The organism is Aquimarina algiphila (genome assembly GCF_947494415.1).
Lineage (GTDB): Bacteria > Bacteroidota > Bacteroidia > Flavobacteriales > Flavobacteriaceae > Aquimarina > Aquimarina algiphila.
Window position 1 is genome coordinate 645,982 of record NZ_CANLVC010000006.1, and the last position, 24,706, is coordinate 670,687.

A 24,706-nucleotide genomic window follows, 5' to 3' on the forward strand; every position below is an offset into this window, starting at 1 on the left:
AAATCTTTGTTGTAAATTAAGAAGTCTGTCTTTTATCAAATGAGGAAGAGGTTATATTTGATATTACAGATATAAGTTTATCAAAATTTACAGGTTTAGAAAAGTAATTATCAAAACCGATATTTATAAAACGTTGTTCATCTCCTGGCATAGCATAAGCGGTTACAGCAAATACGGGTATGTTTTTAAGGATTTCCAATTTGCGAAACCTTTGTAATAATTCGCAACCATCCATTTGATTAAGTCCCAGATTAATATCAACTAAGATAAGATCCAGATTTTCTTCTTTTACTACTTTTAGTGCTTGCGAACCATTTTCTGCAATGATAACATTAGAGTCATTTTTGGATAACATCTTATCCATTACCATTGCATTTATTTTATTATCTTCTACGTAAAGAACATTCATAGGCATTTTGGAATTATAATTTTAAACTCGGTACCCTTACCTATTTTACTTTTGACTTTAATTTTTCCGTCCAGTATTTCAATATATCGTTTTGACAAACTTAATCCCATACCAGTCCCTTCATATTTTCGACTTAGACCAATACTTTCTTGCATAAAAGGGTCAAAAATCTTTTTTAGATTCTCTTTATCTATTCCAATACCAGTATCAGTTATCGAAATATAAACATTATTTTTTGATTTTTCTGATTTGATCTTTATAATTATACTTCCAGTATTGGTGTATTTTATTGCATTATGGATGATATTATTTAAGGCAGTTCTAAAGAGATCTTCATCAACATTTATTTGAGGGCAAGCTTGATCTAATTCTAATTGATATAGTAGTCTTTTTGCTTCTGCCATATGTTTATACTCTCTAAATGAGGTTTCTACGGTGTAGTTGGTGTCTACTTCTTGAAGATTGAGATTATTTCTGATAGCTTCAATCTCACTAAAATTTGATAAGTTGTTTATGGTATTTAGAAGCCTGTTTTTACTTTCTTCCAGGTATTCTAATAATTTTTCTCTTTCTTCAGCTTTATCTTCATCAAGTAAAAGTCTGCTTACGGTCATGATACCATTTAAAGGCGTTCTGATTTCATGACTAAAATTAGATAATATGTTTGATTTCAGGCTATTGAGTTCTTGTTCTTTTATATGAGATTCTTTAATAGCTATTTCTGCAAGCTTTTGCTCAGTAATATCATGAAAACTAACGAGAATAGAATTTACCGTTTTTTCCTGATCCAAAATAGGAGTGTACTTTGATTCTAACCATTGCGTATTACCATTATGTGTAATACGTTCAATTTCTTTTTTTACAATATTTCCTTTTAGTGCCTCATTAAATTCGTGAGCAAAGGAATTTTTAAAATTGAGAGGCATAACATCAATAAACCTAGATTGTACTTTATTAGGATTTACCTTAAAATCTCTCTCTATAATCTTTACAGACTTATCATCTGTCATTAAAATCTCACCTTTGGTATTAAGTAAAACAGTATATGCAAATCCATTATTTACCATTGCCTGTAATCTGTTTTTACTTTCTGCAATAGTACGTTCATTAATTTTTTTTTGATGCACATCGATCAAATTACCAATCATTCTTGTAGTCTCCCCTTTTTTATTTTTTCTACGGAAACCATAAACTTCGTAATGTCGAAATCCCCCCTGAAGATGTTTTAAACGGTAATGATTATAGTAGTGATTACCTTCCTGATTAAGATTTTTGAGATGTCTTTGATTAGCATCTTTCAAATCATCAGGATGTATCATTTTGGTAAATTCTTTTTCGGCAACAAAGTCCTGATCCAGTGGTAGCCCCAGCATTTTTTTGAAATCTATACTGTAAAAAACTTCATTTTTTGCAATATGATGATCAAATAATCCAGATTGTATTCCTTTTAAAGCTAAATGTTTGGTCTCTTCACTATATTTTAATCGTTCAATATAATTATGTCTATCTGTGACATCTGCAATGGTACCGTTTACAAAAATCACTTCATTTTTATAGATAACAGGTTGACCAACTACTTTTACCCACTTTTCATTTCCTTTTTCAGTAATAATTTTTTCGGTATACTCGTAAGGTCTCTTTTCTTTAATAAGTGTATCAAGATAATTTTCTACTCTGGCTCTAGAATCTTTTGGATAAAAACTAGCTCCTTTTTCTCTGGTCATGGAAATATTCGGGTCTGCTTCCTTAATAAGGTAACATCCTTTTGACCAATACATTTCATTATTTTTTGGATTAAAATACCATGCACCAGTTTTAGTAAGTTTAGAAATGGTTAATAAAGCTCGATGTTCTTTATATTCCTTTGTGGTATCAATTCCTGCAGCATATATCAGATTGTTGTGTAGAGTAAAATCAAATTTTAAAGATAAAACACCATCTTTTCCAGAGGGAAAACTAAAAGATTCATTAATCATTCGATTTTTGTCAGAAAGACAACAAACTGAATCTTTGAATATTGGAACATCTTCATCGATAATATAATCGGTAATGTACTTTCCTTTAATTTCACTTTTATCCATTGGAAATAATACTTCGCATCTATTATTGAATGCGACTATCTTTCCATCTTTCTTTAAAATAAAAAGAAAAAGTAATGTTTTTTCCGATAAAATTTCAAATTGTTCTAGAGTAAAAGGCATAAATGTTGGTTAATTCCATTTTAAAGTTACAAAATGATTTGTAATTCTTTGCCAGACCTTGTTTCTAAATTTGAATTTTAGCAAATATTGGGTAATCTTTTAGTCTTCAATTATTTTATGTATACTTTTAACCTAAACCTATTTGGTTGCAAGATTTAAAAACTAGATGAATAGATAATAGAATACTAGTTTTTAAAAGCTGTAAGAATATTTGTCTACTTTTAGTTATTTTTAAAAAGTAGTTCTGTGTATACTGGAAAATGATCTGAAGGATAATGACAATCTTTAGAATCAGATAAGATTCCACTCTTTAGTATTGTAAAATCATCTTTGCCAGAAAAAATATAATCAATTCTTCGTGTTACTGGTTTGTGAAAATGGAAACCATTAAATGTCCCGACAGGACCAAAAGCATTCTTACCTGCTGCCAGATGTGTGTCTTGTAATTCTTTTAGAATTATTCGAATACCTTCGGTATTCATTTCCAAATTAAAATCTCCCATTAAAATAATGGGTAATTTTTGAGTGTTAATTTTTTGAATCTTTTTAAGAATTAACTTAGAGCTTTCTATTCGGGCTTTTTTACCAACATGATCAAAATGTGTATTGAAAACGATAAATCTGTCATTAGAATTTTTTTTCTGAAAAACCCCATAAGTACAAATTCTGTTTAGGGCTGCATCCCATCCTTTAGAAGGTCGGTTAGGAGTTTGCGAAAGCCAAAACGTATTTTGAGATATGAGTTGTACTTTGTTTTTGTTATAAAAAATGGCACAATGTTCACCTTCTTCATCTCCATGTTCTCTTCCTAAACCAAAAAACTGATATTGTTTTAGTGCTATTTGTATATCTTGTAATTGATGAAAAAGAGCTTCTTGTGTGCCAAAGATATCAGGTGAATAGAAACGAAGTTGTGATATCAAAAAGGTTTTTCGGTTTTCCCAATTATTTATACTATCCTTTGGATTATCATATTTGATGTTATACGTTAATAGAGATACATCCTGAGCCCGAAGAACTTGTGATAATAATACAATTAGAGTGGTAAAGAGTAGCTTATTCATTATTATCGTATTGGTTTTCCTCTAAGTCTTTTAAAGCTCTGATATGCTTTTTTGATTTCTTCTGCAGTGGCTTTGTCAAACTCTTTATTAGTAACTCTATATACTTTTTGTACAGAGTCAAGTTTAATTTTCATGGTTTGAATGGTCTCCTTGTAAACTAAATTGTTGATTAAGTTGTTTGATTCTTTTGGATCTTTTTCCAAATCATAAAATTCCCAGGTATCTATATCATCATAGAAATGAATGAGCTTAAAACGTTTGGTTCGAATTCCATAGTGTTTTTTTACCATATGAAATGCCGGAAAGTCATAATAGTGATAGTAAATAATATTTCTAAAATCTTTTTCTTTAGCATTACCCGCTATTAATCCTTTGAAGGATTGACCTTGCATTTCATTAGAAAAGTGGTTGGCATTAGCAAAATCCAGAAAAGTTTGTGCAAAGTCAAGATTCTGAACCATAGTTTCTTTTTTTGTTCCTGGTTTAATTGTTCCCGGGAATTGCATTAACAAAGGCATTCGTAAAGATTCTTCATACATAAATCGTTTATCAAACCATCCCCTTTCTCCAAGATAAAATCCTTGATCAGAAGTATAAACGACTAAAGTATTTTTATCTAAGTCATTTTGTTCCAAATAATCTAACAATTCACCAACACCTTCATCTACTGAAGCCACTGTGCTCATATATTCTTGTAGATATCTCTGGCCTTTCCATTCTGCAAGAGCTTTGCCCGTAAGATGAGCTCGATGCATAGCATTATTTTTAGATATGTAAGCTTTATCCCATATTCTTCGTTGTTCTGTGGTCATTCTTTTAAAATCACTAACCCAGGGATTGTGAGCCAATTTTGTAGACCCTTCGGTAACAGACATCTTAAGATCATGCCCTTCATACATATCGTTGTAAATGGTTTGTAGTTGTTCTTTAGCCGCTTGTTGATTTTTATGTGTTGTGAAATAAGTATCGGGTAAAGGAAATTGAATCGAATCGTATATATTCAAATGCCGTAATGCCGGCATCCAATTTCTATGGGGAGCTTTGTGATGTACCATAAGAAAGAACGGTTTGTTTTCTTTTCGTTTGGTCTTTAACCACAATAGTGATTCTTTTGTAATAATATCTGTTGCGTATCCTGGAATTTGTATAGAATCTCCGTTCTTTATAAAATCTGGGTTATAATAATTCCCTTGATCCTGAATAATGTTCCAGTAATCAAAACCTTGTGGATGTCCATGAAGGTGCCATTTACCAACTATAGCAGTTTGATAACCGGATTTTTGTAGCATTTTTGGTAAAGTTGGTTGGTTTCCATTAAAAAGCTCTCCATTTTGCCTAAAACCATTGATATGGCTATGTTTTCCAGTTAGAATGACTGCTCGGCTAGGTCCGCAAATAGAATTGGTACAGAAAGCATTTTCGAATAAAACACCATTTCTAGCAATTCTATCAATGTTTGGGGTAGGCGCTAGTTGACTAATAGGGTGGCCATAGGCACTAATAGCTTGACTGGCATGATCATCAGACATAATAAATATAATATTAGGTAAAGTTGTTTCAATAGTTTTTTCAAGTGGTTGAGGTTTTTTCTGTTGACAAGAAAAAAAACTAATACCTATAATAACTATGATATACTTTTTGATTAACATTATTTGTCTTCTTCAATTAATTCAAATTCATGTGTAAAAGGTAAATCAGAACTTCCTCCAACAAAAAACTCAAATCTTCCCGGCTCATAAGTGAAGTCTAATTGTTGATTGTAAAATTTTAAATTTTCAGTAGTGATTGTAAAAGTTAGGTTTGTACTTTCTCCTTTTTTCATAAAAACTTTTTTAAACCCTTTTAATTCTTTAACGGGAGGAGTTATACTTCTGGTTTTATCACGGATGTATAGTTGTGCTATCTCTGATCCATCATAATTCCCTGTATTTTTTATTTCTACTGATATGGTTATTTCTTCACCTGGTATAAGTTGTTTACCAGAGGAAGTAACTTTATATTCAAAATTGGTATAACTAAGTCCATAACCAAAGGGATATAAAGGAGTATTGGAAACATCAATATAATTAGATTTATAATCTTCTTTTGGATTTGAAGGATTAATAGGACGACCAGTATTTTTCATATTATAGTATATCGGAATCTGCCCAACATTTCGAGGAAATGTAACTGGTAATTTTCCAGAAGGATTGTATGTGCCAAATAATATGTCGGCAATTCCTAAACCACCCATTGTCCCCGGAAACCATGTCTCTAATATAGTATCAGTTAGTATATGTTCTTCAGAAAGATCTAAAGGTCTTCCATTCATTAGAATTAGAACAATTTGTTTGTTGGGGACTTCTTCAGTAATCTTTTTAATCAATGTTGTTTGTAATCCGGGCAATTTAATATTTGTTCGAGAGGCAGCTTCACCACTCATATGATAATGTTCTCCCATGACCATAACAATAATATCAGCCTTTTTTGCAGCATCTATAGCTTCATTAAATAGATTTTCGTCATTTGATAAAATATCACAACCTTGTGCATAAAATATATTCTTTTCATCAATATACTCAAGGAGTCCTTCATAGATACTAACCGCTTTACCATAGCGATCTCCTGCTGCTGCCCAATTACCAATAATACTTTCCTTATCTTTTGCTAATGGGCCTATAAGGGCGATTGTTTTGTTCTTAGTAATTGGTAGTGTCTTGTTATCATTTTTTAATAATACAGATGAAGCAGCCGCAGCAATTCGTGCGGCATCCAGAAATTCTTTTTTATAAATAACTTCTTTCTCCCGATCTTCATTACTGTATCGATAAGGATCATCAAAAAGTCCAAGTTTGAACTTAGTTTCTAATATTTTTCGACAAGCTTCTTCTACAGTTTCTTTTTTTACTTTATTCTCTTCTATTAATTTTTTTAGATATAATCTATTTACATTTCCCATCATATCCATATCTACACCAGCATTCATAGCTAAGCGAGCAGCATCTTTTTCGTTTTTAGCAAAACCATGGGGTATTAACTCATTAATAGCTGTATAATCAGAAACAACAAAACCCTTAAAATTCCATTGCTCTCGTAATATTTCTCTAAATAAAGATTGATTTCCGGAAGCGGGAATACCATTTAAGTCATTAAAGGCTGTCATAAATGTTTCTACACCAGAATCTACAGTTGCTTTAAACGGAGGTAAATAGGTATTCCATAGTTCTCCATCACTCATATCTACTGTATGATAATCTCTACCTGCTTGAGCAGCACCATATCCTGCAAAATGTTTGGCACAAGCAATAATAGTATTGTTTACAGCAAGGTCATTTCCTTGAAAGCCTTTTACATAAGCCTTAGCAATCTGACTTCCCAGATAAGTATCCTCTCCAGCACCTTCAGATATGCGACCCCATCTAGGATCTCTTGCTATATCCACCATAGGAGCAAAGGTCCAGTGAATTCCTTCTGCAGAAGCTTCCTCTGCGGCAATTCTGGCACTATTTTCAATTTGTTTAAGATCCCAACTTGCTGCCAGACCTAAATTTATCGGAAAAATGGTTCTATGACCATGAATTACATCATATCCAAAAAGTAAAGGAATGCCTAAACGTGTTTCTTCTATGGCAATTTGTTGTAACTCTCTTGTTCCTTTAGCAGAATAGACATTAAGCATTGCGCCTACATTGCCTTCACGAATATGCTTTATATTATCATCGCTTACTTTAGGTCCTGTCTTATCCCAACCTCCACTGTACATCACTGTCTGGCCTATTTTTTCTTCTAAAGTCATAAGGTTCATTAAAGAATCTATTTGAGAAGTGTAGGGTGATTTTATTGTTTTAGAGTGTTTTTTTTGATCACTACAGGAATGAATTATAAAAGTGAGACCAATAATGAGTATTGTATTTATTTCGTGTCGGAAATTCATTCTTTATTCTTTTTTTTATTTGAAAATAGCCAATACAATAGTTCTGGTTCAGCAAAAGCAGTATCCCAACTGTTGTGATTTGCAAAATCGTATAGGCTGAATTTAGGAAAACCGCCAGCTTTTAGAATAGCTTCTACCATATCTACAGAAAAGGTAGGATCTACTACAGTATCTCTAGCACCATGAAAAATCCAAAGAGCAACTTTATTTGCATATTCTGAAACTGAATTTGGATCACCACCTCCGCAAATTGGAAATGCGGCTGCAAACATATTTGGTCTTCTATATAGCATTTCAAATGTTCCCATACCACCCATTGACAATCCTCCAATATATACCTGATCATTCTTGGTGAAATTTTTATTAACCATTTGATCCATCAAATCAATTACTAATGCAAGTGTTGAATTTGGTATTTCTCCATATTTAAAACGGAATTTCTCTCTTCCTTTTTTAGTTCTATCAATACTTATATTGGACCAATAATCGTTTTTGGGGCACTGAGGAAAAATGACAATAGATGGATGTTTTTCCCTGAATTCTGAATCTAGAAATAATCTACTTCCATGTACCAATTGTTTTTGATTATCATTATCGCGTTCACCAGCTCCATGTAAGAATAGAACTACCGGATATTCTTTATCTTCAGTAAAATCAATAGGCCACAGAATACGATAACGAAGAGTATCTTTTCCTTTTATTAGTATTTCTTTTTCATAAGAATTACCACTTTGAGCAATTCCTATACTGACCAGAAATATTGAAAATAAATAACATACTATTTTTTTAGTTTCCATAGCTGAATCCCAATTTTTGAAGACCATTTTTGACATCGTTGTTTTTCATAAAGAGGTTCCATAACAATTGTGTCCTGTGATTTTCTATCATCACAGGTATAGGACCTTGATCAATAGCTAAATATCTTGGGACATACCAATCATGTTGTAAACTGAAAGCATCATAAGGACCATATTTACCAATAAGGCTATCTTGCTTTTCATACATAAACCTCAAGAATTGCATACTCTCTTTTGGAGTATAAGGAAAAGAGGATAGTGCTGCAGTGGGAGATATCACTCCAAGGTCTCTACCAGGTCGATGACTAGAATATCCTTTCATCGAATAACTTGAAGTAAGTCCCCAGCAATCTTTGCCGTAACCCTCAAAATTATTAGGATTATCTAAAGCATAGTTATAATGGATTTTAGCATGATTTTTATTTAATTTCCAATAATCGGCATATTGATCTGTTAGTCCTTTTGGGTTTAATCCAAGATAAGAATAATGCGCCCAAAAAAGAGGACCAATAGGATCATTATCATGTTCATAATGATCTAACTCTGTATCTAAACCATAAAATACTGTTCCTTTTGCAATATCACCATTACGTGACCATCCTTCTTTATATACTTCTTTATCGATAGAGTGAGTGGGGGAGGAAGCAGCGAGAACATACATTATTAAGCATTCATTATATCCTCCAACAGGAAAATTCATTTCCCATTCATAATCAGGAGACCAGTGCCAATACAGTACTCTTTCTCCATTCTTGGTGTACCAATCCCATTCTACTTCTTTCCAAAGTTTATCTATTTTTTGAACTAATTCTTTTTCATTTTCATTGCCTTCTTTAAAATATTCTGAAACAGTTAACAAGCCTTGTATGAGAAAAGCTGTTTCTACGAGATCCCCACCATTATCTTTCTGACTAAAAGGCTTTACTTTACCGGTTTTTCCATTAATCCAATGTGGCCATGCACCATGAAACCGATCTGCCTTTTCTAAGAATTGAACTACTTTTTTAAAATGTAGTACACCTTCATTCCTGGTAATATAATTTCGTTCAATACCTATCAAAATAGCCATTAGTCCAAACCCAGACCCTCCTGTTGTTATAATATCCTCATCATTTTGAGGATAAATATTATCCAAATGGATACGTTCTCTAGCCAATCCAGAATTAGGTTCTGCTCCTTCCCAGAAATAATTAAACGTTTGTTTTTGAATTTTGTCTAGAAGTTCTGTGTCTGTTAGTATCTCAATCGTTTCTTCTTGTTCAGGCGTTGATATTGTATCCGTTTGAGATGTTTTTTGATCATTACACCCAATACATATTATAGTGAAGAAGATCACGGTTATCATGATGATTCGCATAAATAAATTTTAATTAGTATAAATGTTTATAGTTTATTACCATCCCGGGTTTTGCATCATTTTTGGAGTTTGAATTAATTGATCATTTGGAATTGGAAAGAGTTCGTGTTTCCCAGTTTCAAAAGGCTTACCATGTGCAATCATAACCGCTGGTGCTTGACCTGTTCTTAATAAATCAAACCAGCGATCATGTTCCATGGCTAATTCTAATCTGCGTTCGTTCCAAATGATCTGTCTTAATTCAGACTGATTAGTAGTGGTAATATTCTCAAGGTTCACTCTATTGCGAACTCTATTAAGGTGAGTCAAAGCATCAGAAGAGAGGTTGAGCTCGTTTAGTGCTTCTGCGCGAATTAGTAAAACCTCGGCAAAACGAATAATACGAATATTTTTGTCACCATCTCCCTGACCTGCATTAGCACTTGAATACGCTTTTTCATTATATCTTGGATTTTCTACTCCAGCATCGATTACTCTTCCGTCAAACAATGTTTCACCAGCAAATATAATAGTAGCATCTCTTCTTATATCATCACCTTCTACATTGAAGGCATTTAATAAGTCTTCTGATGGCGTATTAAAACCCCATCCCCAACCACTAGGTCCCCTAGCACCTTGTGTAGTGGAATATTGTTGAATCCCATGTGCTACAATTTCGCCTCTTCCTTGTAATTCAAAGACAGACTCTAAACCATTTTCACCAGATACTCTCCATACTTCGGCATAATCAGGTTCTAAATCATACTCACCTGAGGTAATTACTGTATTAGCCATATCTGCAGATTCTTGCCATTTTTTTTGATATAAGTATACTTTTGCCAAAAGGGATTGTGCAGCTCCTTTGGTAACTCTTCCTAAATCTGAGGCGGCATATTCACCTTTAAAAGGTAAGGCAGGTATGGCTTCTAATAAATCTTGTTCTATATAAGCATAGACATCCGAGGTCGGAGCTCTGTTTATGATATCTATGTGTTGTAAAGGAATATCTCCAAAAGAACGAACTAACCAGAAATAATTTAAAGCTCTTAAGAACTTACATTCACCTATAAGGCGTTCTCTTAGTTCTTCGTTTGTCATCTCAAAAGTTTCTGTATATTCTATTGCTTGAGTTGCTCTCCCAATTGTTTTGTACCATTGAGTCCACATTGCTCTAATTGAAGGAGAAGATGTAGTATGTGTAAGACCATCCAGTAAATTTTTATCAGCCCCAGTATCTGTAGGAGCACTTCCTTTATCAGCATTATCCGAAATCATTTCGGTGATGCCAAGAAAAGAAAAGGCATATGCAAAATCGGTATGCCTGCCATACACTCCTGTTACGAATTGAATAGGCTCAAAAACTTCACCACTCTCTTCTGCTGTGGGAGCTACAACTTCTACTTCTTCAACAAAATCATCGCAACCTGTAAAGAAAGCTACAAACAGAAGCGCGAATACTATTAATTTTAGTTTAGCTTTCATAATATTTATTATTTGATTCATTTTAATTATAATTGTAGGTTAACACCGAAAATAAAAGACCGTGTCGTAGGATATGCAGATAATTCAATTCCTGTGGTTTGCGCAGGGTTACCATTTTGATTTAGTTCTGGTGTAAACCCTGAGTAATTGGTAAACATAAAAGGGTTTTGTGCTGTTACATAAAAACGAGCTTTATTTAGAAATCCGATCTTGTTGAACGTATACCCAAGCGTGATGTTATTGATTCTAAAGAAATCCCCATTTTCTAACCAATAAGAAGAGGCAAGTGCATCCCTGTCTGCTCCTGGTGCAGCATTGGTTGAGCCTTCACCTGTCCATCGACTATTAAAAGTCTCTTCTGTAATATTTTCTCCACCTAATCTGGTACTTGCTAAACCATTATATATCTCATTACCTCCAACTCCAAAACCATCTACACTAAAATCAAGTTGTTTGTATTGGATTCCGAATTTTATACCATAATTAAATGTAGGAACATAATTACCAAAAAACTTTTTATCTCTATCATCTATAACGCCATCTGTATTTTGATCTACATAACGTAAGTGTCCCGGAGCAGCATTACCAACAGAGGGATTGTTATCAATTTCATCCTGATTTTGCCATACTCCATCAGCTTCTAGTAACCACCATGCAAACAGTGGTTGACCTTCCTGTAATCTTTTCGTTATTTGTCCATTGTTTAAACTACCTCCAGTTTCTCCATCAAAACCAGGAACTACATTTTCTACTCGATTTTTGTTTGTAGAGAAGTTTACACCAATATTATAAGTCAAATCTTTACCTAAATTATCCTGCCAGTTTATTAAAACTTCGATACCAGTATTGGATACTTCGGCAGCATGAGCTAAAAAGTTACCTTCAGATTCTGAGTTTAAAATATTTTGAACATTGATTATAGCATTTGTATTTGTTCTATCATAATAAGCAACGGTTCCAGATAATTTTCTATTAAGAAATGCAAAATCTAATCCTAATTCCCATTCTTCAGTGATTTCCCATTGTAATGGTTCAACAGGACTACCAAAAGAAGCTCCGAAAATAAGACTTTGTGTAGGTCCGAAGACATAATTTTGATTGCCACTATCTGGATCTGTGTCTATTTGTTGTACATTAAAAGGAACATTAGCATTTCCTAATCGTCCCCACCCTCCAAACACTTTTAAGTGATTTATAAAAGTACTCTCTTTTAGGAAGTTCTCATTAGAAATGTTCCATCCTAAACTAAATGCTGGAAAATTATCAAAGAAATTTTCTCCTGTTACAAAATCACTCGTACCATCTCTTCTCCATACTCCTCTTAAAAAATATTTGTCTGCAAAATCGTATTCTACACGTGCAAAGTAAGATTGTAGATTTGTAGATTGATTAAATTGCTGAACGACGGTGTTGTCAAAAAAAGAAGAGGTTCTCCTGCTTAAATTACGAAGTCTTTTCTCTTCAAACACATCAAACCCCTGAGCTTCTACAAGTTCTCTTCCACCAAATTTTTCTCTACTTAATCCAACAGTAGTGGATAAGCTATGCTTATTAAAAGATTTGTTAAAGGTTAAAAAGCCTTCTAGATTCCATCTAAAAAATTCAACATCTTGTACATTCAATGAATTATTAGCAAACTCTGTAGAGATAGTACCATCTCCATCCTCATCGACTCTTCCTGCTTCGAATTCTGCAATCGTACGTCTTGGGTCAGCGTTTAACCATCTTTCTCTAATAGGATTGTATTCATTTCTTTTAGAATAAAATTGTGTAGCTCCAAATCTAGCAGTAAATGTAAGATCATTTGTGATATCTGTTTCTGTAGCAATTTGACCTTGTAGTGTGGTGGTGTTAATGTCAATATCTTGAAAAAGTACATCAGATACGGGATTTCCATGTGGCGTTAATCTACCTACTGATTCGCCATCTTCAGATTCAAATGTAACTATTCCGGTAGATTGGTTCACAAATGATTGTCCAAACCTTCCGTTAGAATAAAAAACTGGAACTAAAGGAGATTGACGATAAGCATTATTAAATGATCCGAATGGTTTTGGAGCTTCATTGGTATAGGTAATATTGATATTTTGAGTGATTCTAAATTTATTTTCAAATAAATGATATGTATTATTGTTTCTAATGGTTCCTCTACTATACTTATTATCTTTCAAGATTCCTTCCTCTTGATATAAATTATAACTAAAAAAATAATCTATAGTTTCTCCTCCTCCGGATACCGAAAAGTTATTACTATTTATATTTCCCAATTGTATCAACTCATCGTACCAATCAGTATTAAATTGTTGATTTTGCTGTAACTGAAAACCGTCTACAGCTGCGCTTTCTTCATTAAAATACTGAATGTATTGATCTGCGTTAGCCATCTTAACTTGATTAAGTACATTTCTAATACCATAAAAGGAGTCAAAACTAAAAATCGCCTTTCCCTTTTTTCCTTTTTTGGTAGTAACCAAAATAACTCCATTAGCAGCCCTTATCCCATAAATATTAGCATATGAAGCTCCTTTTAAAAATTCTATAGATTCTATATCAGAAGGATTTATGCTTCTTATATCTTGTGTAGGTTGACCATCTACAACATAAAAAGGCTCTCGTCCTGCCTGAGCTGTCCCCAAACCTCTTACAATAACAGTTGGTGTTGCTCCGGGTGCATCATTTGCAATTATGTTTACTCCGGCAACTTTTCCTTGTATTGATTGCAGAGCTGTTAATGCAGGTTGTTTTACAATATCTTCTGTACTTACCGAGACAACAGCTCCTGTAATAGCCGTCTTTTTTTGAGTACCATATCCAACAACAATAATTTCATTTAAAGAATCAGTATTAGGACTCATGGTTACCTCAAGAGTATTTTGATTTTGGATACTAATTTCTTGTGTTTCTAATCCTATATAGGAAAATATCAGAATATCACCTTTTATGGTTTCAATACTAAAATTTCCTTCAAAATCTGATTGTGTTCCTTTGTTAGTTCCCTTTATTAATATGTTTACACCTGGTAATGGTAACTCATCACTATCATTTACTTTTCCTGTAATGAGAACATTATCTTGTGCATATACTATAGTTTGTGTTAAAAAAACTATAATCAATAATAATGCACTTTTTATTTTCATGATTGTTTAATTATTAAGTTAAATTTTTATAAAATTAATAAAGTGGTTACTGTTTAACCGTAAAGAAGAGGTACATAAAAACTACATCAATAGGATTTATAGGCTAGAAGCTACAGTTGATAACGGCTTTGAAGTAATAGGTATCTTAACGCAATGTTAAGTTTTAACATTGTGATGTAGTTATGATGTATTCGAAATTATATGAATTTTAAAAATATACCAGAAAGTATAACCCCATTTATTTACTTAAACGTAATCAAGAAGTTCGAAAGGTTTTTAGAACTATTAATTTTTAATTTTTTTCGAAGACGATATCGATGTATTTCTACTCCTCTTATTGTAATTGCCATTAATGGAGCAATTTCTTTGGAAGATAGATTCATTTTCAAGTATGCACAAAGTTTAAGATCTTTTGGTGTTAGATCAGGATAATTATTTAATAGTGTATCAAAAAAATCTTCATGAAGCTCTTTAAAACTTATTTCAAAACGTTTCCAATCTTCGTTATTATTAATAGCATCATTTGTCTTTCTTAGAATCGCTTTATAGCTTTGCTGACTAGAGAGTTTCTCTTTATTTACCAATAAAACACTTTTTAACTCAAGGATGATCTGATTTTTTTTGGCAATGTTCATAGTAGTACTTGCTAATTCTTTTTGTTTTTGCTTGATTTCTTTTGTGAGTTTATCTTTTTCTAATTGTGCTATTTTTTCTTTTTGCTCTCTTTCAAGATGTTTTCTCAGTTCATTTTGCTTTCTTTTTAATTTTTGCTTGTTATACATTCTAATCAAGAAAATAATCAGAAAAAAGGACAATATATATCCAAGGATACTGAGTTTTGATAAATACCAAGGAGGGGCAATTTTGAATGTGATATTCTTAGGAAGTGATTTTTTATTATTAATACCAACGGTATAGACGTTTAATTCATAATTTCCGTGTGATAAATTCTGAAAATGGATATTTCCATCATTGGTATATGAAGATTGCTGTGTACTTCCAATTAGTTCATAATAATATTTTGATTGTAACATGCTAGGAGTAGATACTTGTATTTTTAGATCTTTTGAATTACTATATGGGATTTCTAGAATATCTATATGCAAAGGATAATTTTTTTTAGTGTCTTTGAAGTAATAAAGATTTGGTTTTGGTATTTTGATCTTTTCTAAGTTACTCTTTAGTTTAGAAAAATTAATCTTGCTAAAACCATTACTCAATGTTAAGAAATTAATAGAATCACTTAATTGTACACTATTTTCTGCATCAGGAATTAGTCGTCTACTTAATTGATTTTCAGATATTGCTAAACTGTCTTTTTTGAGGTCAGTATAAAAGATTTGTTTAGTGTTTTCATTATCAATAAACCAAAAATGTTTTTCATCATAATGAATAAGTTCTTTATTACTATAATTATTAAATTCTTTAAATAGAATAATCTTATCTAAAATTGGATCATACTTATACCACTTTCCTTTACTTTGAAATATAATTTGATTCTTTATATTATAAAGTTTTACATTATAGTCTTTTGCATTGGCATCTGTCTGAAATTCTTTAATATCAAGAACAGCACTATAATCATGATTTAACTGTATTCTATAAAACCCTTTATAAGGATGTGCAGCCCATATAGTAGATGGATTTTCAAAGAAGAGTTGTTTTACAGGGAAATTGATTCCTTCTACTCGTGTCACTCGCCATGAATTATCTTCAAGTTTATGATATTTTGCTATACCCGTATATATTCCTTGTAAAAATGTAGTTTTTTGTTCAGGTACCTTTATAAATTGATATCCTCCAGAGAAGGATGAAACTTTTTGTAACGTATTTTTATTAACTATGAATGTGCCGGTATTATGGCCGCAAAATAATTGACCGTCCAGAATTTCCATGTCCCAAACATGTCCTTGAGAACCTTCTATAAATTGTAATTGATCGTGATCTAGATAATAAATTCCTGTATTACTACCAAGATATACGATATCCTGATAATTGGCAATATCATATACAGTTCCTATTGTACCAGAATTATCGGTATAATATTTTATGGATGAGTCTAATAGAACCCTGTCAATACCTTGATCTAGTCCGATCCATAGTTGATTGCGAAATGTGGATAAAGATAAAACTGTATTATTTTGCAACCCTATCTCTTTATTAAGCTGATCAATAGTTTTGGCGGTAGTGTCATATAAATAAATACCGTTTTTAATTGTACCAAAAGCAATAGAGTTAGGACTAACTTTTTGGATTTTGTTTAATTGATGTTTTTTTAGTTCCTTGTTTATAGCATTATCCCATATTGTAGTTTGTCCATTTAGATAAAGGTAACAACCATTAAGTTTTGTCCCAATAAGAAGTCCATTTTGATAAGACACCATATCTATTATAATCTTATGGTTAAGAAGTTCTTGGTTTTGTATGGCAACTAATTCATTATTAATAAGTTCAAAAAGCCCTTTGTTATCACTGGCTACAATAATTTTATTATTTAATAAAGTTATATCGGTAACAATAAAATCAGGATCGATAACTGTGATTTTATTATCCTTATAGATATATATACCAGAAAAAGATCTAAAAATTATAGTATTTTGATAAGGCAGTATTTGCCAAAATTCTTCGCTAGCGAATTCATGATTTTTAATCAGATTAGTAAGTGAGAAATATTCGTATTGACCAATTTTATTTTTTTTCCAATATCCAAATTCTTCATAGGATCCAGTAAATATTTTATCCTTCATTATACATACGGAGCGTACAATGGTTTTGTTTGGAAGTTTATAAAGAGTCCATTGTTCTCCATTAAAAAGTAAAAGCCCTGCATTGTTAGCAACAAAGAGTTCTCCGTTCTCACTTACATCCATCCCCCAATTTTGACTAGCAGCCTTATACTCAAAAATCTCGTAATTGTAAATAGGAGGTATAAGTTTTTGAGCTATTACTTCTGGGATAACAAAGCATAATAGCGTAATACAGTAAATAAAAATTCTCATTCCAATTACAAATTAAATAAAACATTCAGAGGAAGATAATAAAAATAAGATTTATGAATTTTGAAATATATGCTTTAGGTGTCGTTCATATTTATTTAGCTTTATGGTTTATAGTTTCCTTATCGTGGATATGTAGTACTTCGTTATCCTCTAAAATGTCTTCGTATATTAACAAAGAGAAGAAAGATAAAAAAATGTTTACCACCTTATAAGGAGGTGGATATTGAAGATAATTATCACATAAAATCATCTTCAATACCCGAATCTTCATAAAACTTCTGATAATTATTTATGTTCAGGATATCTTTAATTGCTTTTTTCTTATCATCCATCAAATCAAAATATGATTTCACTATTTTGTAACCTATCCAATATCCAAGGTTTTGTGGTCTTCCATCAATAGTTTCACTACCTAACCAGGGAGAAAGTTCTTCCTTATTCATTGTTTCTTTAAATTCTTCAAAGAGTTTCTTAAAATTCTGCTCACCATATTCATATACATTTGGTCCATTACAATATTTTACCTTTTCGCCAGCAATCATTTCTGCAATAAAATCTGCACTACCTTCTCTAATACAATGCTTTAAGAGTGTTTCATTATTTTGATCATCTTTTTGTAAAAAATGAATGATTTCATGAGCTGTTAAAAACGGAAGTAATTCAATATCCAAACTTGGCCTACCGTAGGCAGTCCTTGCTTGATTATCTGAAAATATCTCAACACCAATACTCAAACCAGCATCAGATGCAGTACCTCCAGAAGTAGTTCGACCAATGAGTATGTATGTAGGAGGGAAAACCGCCTCCGGATATAGATATTTTAGTGCATAAAAAGATGCTTTAATTTGATTTTTGAAACCGACTGCTTTATATGAAGAACTTCTGATATTTGAATAATATTTTTTTTCAGAAAGTACAAGTTCTTTAAGCTCATCTGGTCCTACTATGCGTTGATTACTAATGAAGTTTTGTAAACCGGGACTTCCTTCTTTTATATATCTTTCAAAAGGATTTTGAATAGTGTCTCTTAAGAGTTCATCAAATGTCTCCCAAAACAAATCAACATCAGAAGTTATAATTTCTGCATGCATAGGATTCGTTGGAAACGTACTATTTATACTTGAGGATTGATTATTAGTACAACCATACAATATAAAAATGAGGATGATGAGGCGAATATAGTTTTGTGTCATTGCTATCCTGTATTATTTATTCTCGTTCATGGAAAGGTATGATAATTCCTTTTTCTATATAATTTTTCAAACCAGAAAGTAGCATAGCCCAGCAGAATGAAGACTGTCTAAATTCATCATTACATTTTGGCCAACCTTTATGCCAGAATTTAAGTTGCACACCGTCTTTTATTTCTTCTAAATCGAATCCAAATGACGTGCCATTCCAATCGTCATCAGATTTTGTCATCATTATATGAAAACTCTTGTGAGGATCACAAGCGCTAACTCTACCATACCAATCATATTCTGGAGCAAAATAAAAATTGTATTCTTCTCCTTTTTTGGGTATCCCAGAACATTTTAATGGCCACCAGTTAATTAAATGATCAGGAATAGCAACAGCATCAAAAACTTTGTTTACAGAAGCTTTAATGAATACATCGTGGTAGATTGAAAATGTTGACATAATTTTATTATTTTAAAAATTTTGTTTCGTTACCCATTTTTATAACCCAAATAATACTTTTCTATTACCCTTACATCCTTACAAATACAGAGATAGAATGAATTGCGATCTTTGATGATATTTACTTTATTTGTTTTAATAATTAAATATAAATTAATTCTGCTATTAATTTCTCAGGTATCAATTATTTGTTTCATTTTTAGTTTTAATAATAGTGACTAGAATATTATGTTGAACCAACAAATTGAGACATATCTAGAGCATAATGCACCATAAAAAACCACCAGACATCTTTTGACTTACTAATAACAGTTAATATTAGAATACCAATACATGTATCGATCAATAGACTAGATAACTCAATTAGTGTAGCTCCACCTGCCACAAAACTTGGTATATGTCCGCAAGCAAAAAGAATTGCAACTAAAATAATTGTCCATTTGCGATTAATCCAAGCAGAAAGCCTTACGAATAGTAGTGCTATGGTTATATCCTCCATAAAAACCTGCATAAGAAACGCAAGATTTTTTGAATGATAAATACGAAATAACATTTCACCAAAGCTTCCAATATCTTTTCTTGTGATCCAATATGCGAAAAGGCTACATATAGCAATACAAAGACCAATAGTTATGCGAAGTAAGATTTTTGATTTTGGAAGCCATATAGTATCAAAAGATTGTTTTCTTATAAATATTAAAATTAGTGTTGGAGAAAAAATCAGAAACTGATTTATTGTATCTATAATTACACTTGCATTATTTGGATTAGGGATTAAGAGATGATTTATGTATAACTGTCCAATTCCCAATATTGGAATCATTGCTATTAAGGCGTATATAAATTCCAAATATGGTTTGCTGAAATTCAATTCTTTTTTTTCAATATTCCATATTGATTTTATAAAAAAGTTAGTAAGTAACCAAAGTAGTGCAGCTAAGGCATAAGCTATGATTAGTGAGACATAATGGGAATTAAGCATAAAAACATATTTTAGTGTTGATCAAGCATGATTTGATTTCCATCGGGGTCAGCTAGAATTATAGATTTGATTGCATCTGATGCTTTAGCCTCCTTTATAAAAGATATTCCTTTCTCTTTTATAACTTCCTGAAGTTTAAGAACATCTTTAGGATTAAAAGTTAGGATGTTAGAATTGAACATTCCTTGAAACAAACCAATCTTAACTGATGAATTTGCTAAAATTCTCCATTTCATAGTTTCAGAATCTTTAAATCCTTCATTTAGGTGACCACCATCCACTACTTTAAATCCTAGATGGGTATAAAAAGAAATACTTTTATCAATGTTTTTTACTGCTAGACTAATAGAAAATGTTCCTAGATTCATATGTTAGTTCTGTATAAAAATTAGTTGTTTTTAAACAATGTTAAAGAATATCGTATAAGCGCTACTCATACTTTAGTACCATTTATACTTTTTTGCAATGTATCTATTGAGTTTTAATTTGAGATTTGAAACCATAATAGAGATACTATATAAATACTATAAGTGTGATTTGGTAGCGTTAAAGATATAGACAATCTGAGGTGTAATTTTATTAGATTTGTCTGAAACCTATAATTTATGAATTGAAAAGTGGGTTAAAAAGGAAGTTTATCTAAATTGAAGTACAGTAATTTACTTTTTGTTTTTTTAAGCTAGATGAATCAAATACAAGAAAAAAATATAACTCTATTATATACATTTATTCAGAAAGGAAAAGTGATTGTTCTTGTCACTTGTATAACCATGTTTTTTGTGTTGAGTGTTTTTTACCTGCATCCATCAAATATTAATTGGGTTTCGCAGGATAATTTCAGTATTACAAATCTTTTGCAATTTATTTTTATAGATCAGATCTTAATTGAATTAATTACAACTTACTGTATTGCTTTAGCTATTGGTAACTACGCTGGTTTTTTTAAACTGAATCAATTAAAAATATCATTATCAGGTTTGGTTTTATATGGTATAAAGTTTCTTCCACTTTTTTTAATAGCATATTTTTTGTTTTCACCTATTACAACGAGTATCCGTTATTTATATCATTATTATATTTTGGATAGAAAAACTATTGATTATTTTGATTCCTATTTTTTCTTAAATGGTAAGTTGTATTTAACTTATTTGGTTCCGGTAGTCAGTTCAGGAATATTATTATTATCTATAAATATCATAAGCACAATTCGTAAAATAAAACTAGGGAATACTATGGTGGGAATAAAAAATCTTTCTTTAAAAGTAAGAACTAAACGGGGAGAACGATTAATTAGCACAAAAAACATTTCCTATCAAAAAAAAAGGTAGAAAGTACATTGTCAAAAGTAGAAATGAAATCTATGAGATAAATAAGAATTTATCAACTCTAGAGAAAGAACTTGATAAAAATTTCATTAAAGTCAATAGATCAACGATAATAAACCTTGTTTTCTTTAGAGAATATTCGTTTTGGGAGAATGAAAAATATATTCTAAGGATGAAAGATGGTGAAGAATTTAGTGTTACTAGAGAACGACTTAAGTCAATTAAAGCCAGAATAGTATTTTACAATGATAATTTTGATATAGGGTAAAAACAGGATTGTTTTTTTCATAAAGACATTAAAATTATACAATCAAAGTTCATATACTGGGTTTTTATCATGAAACATACAACCTGAAAATATTTAGATCTAGAAATCACATGAGGATCTAATTACACGCCAAATTTTGTAATCAAATAAGTCATATGTTATCATATTTTAAACATTAGGCATACCTAATAATGAATAAAAAATCTAATTTTAAGTAGATTAATATGAATTAGAGAATCTCTGTGTCTAATAGAAAAATCAATGATGATTTGTTGAAGTTTTCTAATAGTCTACAAATAAAAATATTACCCCCAGGTGTGGCCGGCGTGTCATGCTTGGGGTAACTCTTTTTAATTAGTATATGATTAATCGTTTAAAAAAACATTATTTACGAATTCCATCTTTATTATGAAAAAACTTATTGGTATACTATTCATAAGCTTAACAGCTTTTTGTTTTGGACAACAAACCTCTCAGCATAGCTTCGAGATTAATGACAATTGGCAAAACCTTCTTGATAAAGATTTCTCAAATTGGGAAACATTTGTTGGGGTACCCCATACAAGTGTAGAATTAGAAGGTCATCCCAAAAGTGAGAACGTGCATAACGGAACTCCTATTGGATTGAATAATGATCCTAAAAATGTATTTTCTATTGTAGATGAAGAAGGGGATATGGTTCTTAAAATTACAGGAGAAATTTATGCAGGTTTAACTACGGTTCAGGAGTTTGGTAATTATCATTTAAAAGTTCAGTTTAAATGGGGAGAAAAGAAATGGGAACCGAGATTGGATAAAAAAAGAGACAACGGAATTTTATATCACTGCCATGGAGAACATGGTGCTTTTTGGAATGTTTGGATGTCTGGATTAGAGTGTCAAATACAAGAAGGAGATACAGGAGATTTTGTAACCTTGGTAAATGCTAGGGCGAATGTGGTCTCCACAAAAATAAAAGATAACCTATATAAAGTGACAGGAAAAAAAGATAAATCAATAACTTATGGTGCAGGAAATGGAAATCCGGGATACTGTCATATAAATTCACCTAATGAAAAACCAAATGGAGAGTGGAATACAGTTGAAGTTATATGTGTGGGTAATCAAAGCATTCATGTTGTTAATGGTAAAGTAGTAATGATTGTCAAAAATGCTCGCAAAGTGATTAATGGAGAAGAAATAACACTTACAAAAGGTAAGATACAATTACAGTCAGAAGGAGCTGAAGCGTATTATAAAGATATTCAGATTAAATCAGTTAAAAAATTCCCTAAGGAGTATAAGAAACAAGCAAAATTATAATCCTTTGTTATAAATAATATATTAATTAAAATTAGATAGTGACTATGTTACAATTTATTAAGTTTACTTTTCTTGCAATTTTGATGTTTTGTTTAGTTCCAGAGAATGCAATGGCTCAGAAACTTGAAAAAGATGAGTTACCATCTTTGAAGGGGAAAAAAGTTATCATGGTTTATGGAGGGTGGGATGGACACCAACCTAAAGTGTTTGCAGACAGAGTAAATGCTTGGTTAAAAACAAAAGGAGCAGAAGTGACTGTTTCAAACTCGTTGGATATTTATACAGATGAGAAAAAAATGTCTGAGACCGATCTTATTATCCAATATTGGACAATGGGAGAGATTACTAAAGAACAAGAAAAAGGGTTACTTCAAGCAGTTAAAAATGGAACTGGCCTTGCAGGATGCCATGGAGGGTTAGGAGATTCTTTTAGAAAAAATACAGAGTATCAGTATATGATTGGTGGCCAATGGGTGGCACATCCAGGAGGAAAAATTGATTACAAAGTTGATATTGTAAATATTGATGACCCTATAACAAAAGGACTTACTGATTTTGATATCAAAGATACAGAACAGTATTATATGCATGTAGATCCAAATTCAAAAGTATTAGCGACGACCACATTTGGAAATAAGCATAACGGTTGGATAGAAGGAGCAGTAATGCCCGTTTCCTGGAAAAAACACTATGCAAAAGGACGTATTTTTTACCTTTCTATAGGGCATGATCCGAAGGATTTTGATACTCCGAGTGCTTGGAAACTTTTAACAAGAGGAATACGATGGGCAAGCGGTAGTAAATACCAACCAAAAGAGAATACCCTTAATCCAATATATTCTCCTAGAACAGGAGTTAATATGAATCAATGGAAAAATTTGATTGATAAAAAACTTTCTATGTGGGATGTCTTTATGGGAGCACCTCATACGAGTACGGAAGTAGAAGGGTATAAAAAGTTTGACGATGTAACAAAAGGCACACCTATTGGACTCAATAAAGACCCTAAAAAAGTATTTTCTGTTATAGAAGAAAACGGAGAAGAAATTATTAAGATTACGGGAGAAATTTTTGCAGGACTAGTAACCAAAAAAGAATATGAAAACTATCACCTTACCTGGAAGTTTAAATGGGGAGATAAAAGGTGGCAACCTCGTTTAGAGAAAAAGAGGAATAGCGGAATTTTATATCATAGTATTGGTGATTATACCGATTTTTGGAATGTATGGATGACTAGTATAGAATGTGAAGTTCAACAAACAGATTGTGGTGACCTAATTACTTTGGGTAATGTAAAAGCAAAGGCACCTGCAATTAAAAAAGAAAAGAAATATTATTTTACTCCGGGTGCAGATTTAGTAGATTTTTCATGGAATAAAGGTTTTGAGACAGGAAGGTGTTTTAAGCCTAATGATCCAGAAAAAGAACATGGAGAATGGAATACAATGGAATTGATATGCGTGGGGAATAGATCTATTCATTTACTCAATGGGGAAGTGGTTATGGTTGTTGTTGATCCAAAGGCTAACTTGAACGGCGAATGGAAACCTATGAATAAAGGCAAAATACAAATACAATCTGAAGCTGCCGAAGTGTTTTATAAAGACATTCAGATTAGGTCAGTTAAAAAATTTCCAGAAAAATATGTGAAATTTGCTGTTTTGTAACAGTGTACTTTGGGTTATGAGAAATATCTAAAGTATAATTAGAAAGGTATTCTATGTTTTTTTTAGTACTATTAATAAGTATAATAAAGAGTGTAGAAAAGAATATTACTCAAAAATAGTTTAATATCTCCTTCAATATAATTGAAACAAAACTCCTTTTAGGATTCAGATTACCCTAACTAT

18 protein-coding genes are annotated in these 24,706 nt (G+C 31.6%); 4 read left to right on the top strand and 14 right to left on the bottom strand.

Features of this window, described 5'->3' with window-relative positions; translation table 11 throughout:
• Window positions 1-16: 16 nt before the first annotated feature.
• The 14 genes from PQF96_RS12280 to PQF96_RS12345 all read right to left on the bottom strand — a co-directional run bounded on the left by PQF96_RS12280 (window position 17) and on the right by PQF96_RS12345 (window position 20,329).
• Window positions 17-409, bottom strand: a complete 393-nt coding sequence (locus PQF96_RS12280; protein ID WP_200825117.1) for a response regulator — start codon at window positions 407-409, stop codon at window positions 17-19.
• Window positions 406-2,610, bottom strand: a complete 2,205-nt coding sequence (locus PQF96_RS12285) for a PAS domain-containing sensor histidine kinase (RefSeq protein WP_271766451.1) — start codon at window positions 2,608-2,610, stop codon at window positions 406-408. Before PQF96_RS12285 ends, PQF96_RS12280 begins: the two co-directional genes overlap by 4 nt.
• A 221-nt stretch (window positions 2,611-2,831) precedes the next feature.
• On the bottom strand, window positions 2,832-3,674 hold the full coding sequence (locus PQF96_RS12290; RefSeq protein ID WP_271766453.1) for an endonuclease/exonuclease/phosphatase family protein: 843 nt from the start codon (window positions 3,672-3,674) through the stop codon (window positions 2,832-2,834).
• Between the two features lie 2 nt (window positions 3,675-3,676).
• Window positions 3,677-5,323: a sulfatase family protein gene (locus PQF96_RS12295; RefSeq protein WP_271766454.1), complete on the bottom strand. Its 1,647-nt coding sequence runs from the start codon at window positions 5,321-5,323 to the stop codon at window positions 3,677-3,679.
• Window positions 5,323-7,587 (bottom strand): beta-glucosidase BglX, encoded by a 2,265-nt coding sequence (gene bglX / locus PQF96_RS12300; protein ID WP_271766455.1) that lies wholly within the window; start codon window positions 7,585-7,587, stop codon window positions 5,323-5,325. Before bglX ends, PQF96_RS12295 begins: the two co-directional genes overlap by 1 nt.
• The gene (locus tag PQF96_RS12305) at window positions 7,584-8,384 is read right to left on the bottom strand and encodes a carboxylesterase family protein (RefSeq protein ID WP_271766457.1); all 801 of its coding nucleotides are present in this window, start codon (window positions 8,382-8,384) and stop codon (window positions 7,584-7,586) included. Before PQF96_RS12305 ends, bglX begins: the two co-directional genes overlap by 4 nt.
• On the bottom strand, window positions 8,374-9,741 hold the full coding sequence (locus tag PQF96_RS12310) for a glucoamylase family protein (RefSeq protein WP_271766459.1): 1,368 nt from the start codon (window positions 9,739-9,741) through the stop codon (window positions 8,374-8,376). The genes PQF96_RS12305 and PQF96_RS12310 overlap by 11 nt, the downstream gene beginning before the upstream one ends.
• Before the next feature lie 36 nt (window positions 9,742-9,777).
• The gene (locus tag PQF96_RS12315; RefSeq protein ID WP_271766460.1) at window positions 9,778-11,202 is read right to left on the bottom strand and encodes a RagB/SusD family nutrient uptake outer membrane protein; all 1,425 of its coding nucleotides are present in this window, start codon (window positions 11,200-11,202) and stop codon (window positions 9,778-9,780) included.
• A gap of 26 nt (window positions 11,203-11,228) precedes the next feature.
• A complete protein-coding gene (locus tag PQF96_RS12320; RefSeq protein ID WP_271766463.1) occupies window positions 11,229-14,339 on the bottom strand; it encodes a SusC/RagA family TonB-linked outer membrane protein in 3,111 nt (1,036 codons plus the stop codon).
• Window positions 14,340-14,581: 242 nt separating this feature from the next.
• Entirely contained in the window at window positions 14,582-17,338 is a 2,757-nt protein-coding gene (locus PQF96_RS12325) for a helix-turn-helix and ligand-binding sensor domain-containing protein (protein WP_271766465.1), read from the bottom strand.
• Window positions 17,339-17,574: 236 nt separating this feature from the next.
• Window positions 17,575-18,531, bottom strand: coding sequence for a gliding motility protein GldB-related protein (locus tag PQF96_RS12330; RefSeq protein ID WP_271766467.1), 957 nt, complete (start codon window positions 18,529-18,531; stop codon window positions 17,575-17,577).
• A gap of 16 nt (window positions 18,532-18,547) precedes the next feature.
• Window positions 18,548-18,979, bottom strand: a complete 432-nt coding sequence (locus tag PQF96_RS12335) for an SRPBCC family protein (protein ID WP_143915419.1) — start codon at window positions 18,977-18,979, stop codon at window positions 18,548-18,550.
• Window positions 18,980-19,205: 226 nt separating this feature from the next.
• Window positions 19,206-19,961: a CPBP family glutamic-type intramembrane protease gene (locus PQF96_RS12340; protein WP_271766469.1), complete on the bottom strand. Its 756-nt coding sequence runs from the start codon at window positions 19,959-19,961 to the stop codon at window positions 19,206-19,208.
• 11 nt (window positions 19,962-19,972) lie between these two features.
• Window positions 19,973-20,329 (bottom strand): VOC family protein, encoded by a 357-nt coding sequence (locus PQF96_RS12345; protein WP_143915416.1) that lies wholly within the window; start codon window positions 20,327-20,329, stop codon window positions 19,973-19,975.
• 315 nt (window positions 20,330-20,644) lie between these two features.
• Here PQF96_RS12345 and PQF96_RS12350 point away from each other — a divergent pair, with 315 nt between their 5' ends.
• The 4 genes from PQF96_RS12350 to PQF96_RS12360 all read left to right on the top strand — a co-directional run bounded on the left by PQF96_RS12350 (window position 20,645) and on the right by PQF96_RS12360 (window position 24,523).
• Window positions 20,645-21,289 carry a hypothetical protein gene (locus PQF96_RS12350; protein WP_271766471.1) on the top strand — a complete coding sequence of 215 codons (645 nt, stop codon included), beginning with the start codon at window positions 20,645-20,647 and terminating at the stop codon, window positions 21,287-21,289.
• A 37-nt stretch (window positions 21,290-21,326) separates the two neighbouring features.
• Complete coding sequence (locus PQF96_RS28645) at window positions 21,327-21,554, top strand: LytTR family DNA-binding domain-containing protein (RefSeq protein ID WP_408629610.1); 228 nt, start codon at window positions 21,327-21,329, stop codon at window positions 21,552-21,554.
• 408 nt (window positions 21,555-21,962) lie between these two features.
• Window positions 21,963-22,856, top strand: a complete 894-nt coding sequence (locus PQF96_RS12355; protein WP_271766473.1) for a 3-keto-disaccharide hydrolase — start codon at window positions 21,963-21,965, stop codon at window positions 22,854-22,856.
• Window positions 22,857-22,900: 44 nt separating this feature from the next.
• Complete coding sequence (locus PQF96_RS12360; RefSeq protein WP_271766475.1) at window positions 22,901-24,523, top strand: ThuA domain-containing protein; 1,623 nt, start codon at window positions 22,901-22,903, stop codon at window positions 24,521-24,523.
• Window positions 24,524-24,706: the final 183 nt, after the last annotated feature.

Coding starts and splice junctions, on each gene's coding strand:
- PQF96_RS12340 (WP_271766469.1), bottom strand. CDS start 19,961: ATGCTTAATTCCCATTATGTCTCACTAATCATAGCTTATGCCTTAGCT.
- PQF96_RS12360 (WP_271766475.1), top strand. CDS start 22,901: ATGTTACAATTTATTAAGTTTACTTTTCTTGCAATTTTGATGTTTTGT.
- PQF96_RS12290 (WP_271766453.1), bottom strand. CDS start 3,674: ATGAATAAGCTACTCTTTACCACTCTAATTGTATTATTATCACAAGTT.
- PQF96_RS12285 (WP_271766451.1), bottom strand. CDS start 2,610: ATGCCTTTTACTCTAGAACAATTTGAAATTTTATCGGAAAAAACATTA.
- PQF96_RS12310 (WP_271766459.1), bottom strand. CDS start 9,741: ATGCGAATCATCATGATAACCGTGATCTTCTTCACTATAATATGTATT.
- PQF96_RS12345 (WP_143915416.1), bottom strand. CDS start 20,329: ATGAATCTAGGAACATTTTCTATTAGTCTAGCAGTAAAAAACATTGAT.
- PQF96_RS12295 (WP_271766454.1), bottom strand. CDS start 5,323: ATGTTAATCAAAAAGTATATCATAGTTATTATAGGTATTAGTTTTTTT.
- PQF96_RS12330 (WP_271766467.1), bottom strand. CDS start 18,531: ATGACACAAAACTATATTCGCCTCATCATCCTCATTTTTATATTGTAT.
- PQF96_RS12350 (WP_271766471.1), top strand. CDS start 20,645: ATGAATCAAATACAAGAAAAAAATATAACTCTATTATATACATTTATT.
- bglX (WP_271766455.1), bottom strand. CDS start 7,587: ATGAATTTCCGACACGAAATAAATACAATACTCATTATTGGTCTCACT.
- PQF96_RS12335 (WP_143915419.1), bottom strand. CDS start 18,979: ATGTCAACATTTTCAATCTACCACGATGTATTCATTAAAGCTTCTGTA.
- PQF96_RS12315 (WP_271766460.1), bottom strand. CDS start 11,202: ATGAAAGCTAAACTAAAATTAATAGTATTCGCGCTTCTGTTTGTAGCT.
- PQF96_RS12325 (WP_271766465.1), bottom strand. CDS start 17,338: ATGAGAATTTTTATTTACTGTATTACGCTATTATGCTTTGTTATCCCA.
- PQF96_RS12280 (WP_200825117.1), bottom strand. CDS start 409: ATGAATGTTCTTTACGTAGAAGATAATAAAATAAATGCAATGGTAATG.
- PQF96_RS12320 (WP_271766463.1), bottom strand. CDS start 14,339: ATGAAAATAAAAAGTGCATTATTATTGATTATAGTTTTTTTAACACAA.
- PQF96_RS12355 (WP_271766473.1), top strand. CDS start 21,963: ATGAAAAAACTTATTGGTATACTATTCATAAGCTTAACAGCTTTTTGT.
- PQF96_RS12305 (WP_271766457.1), bottom strand. CDS start 8,384: ATGGAAACTAAAAAAATAGTATGTTATTTATTTTCAATATTTCTGGTC.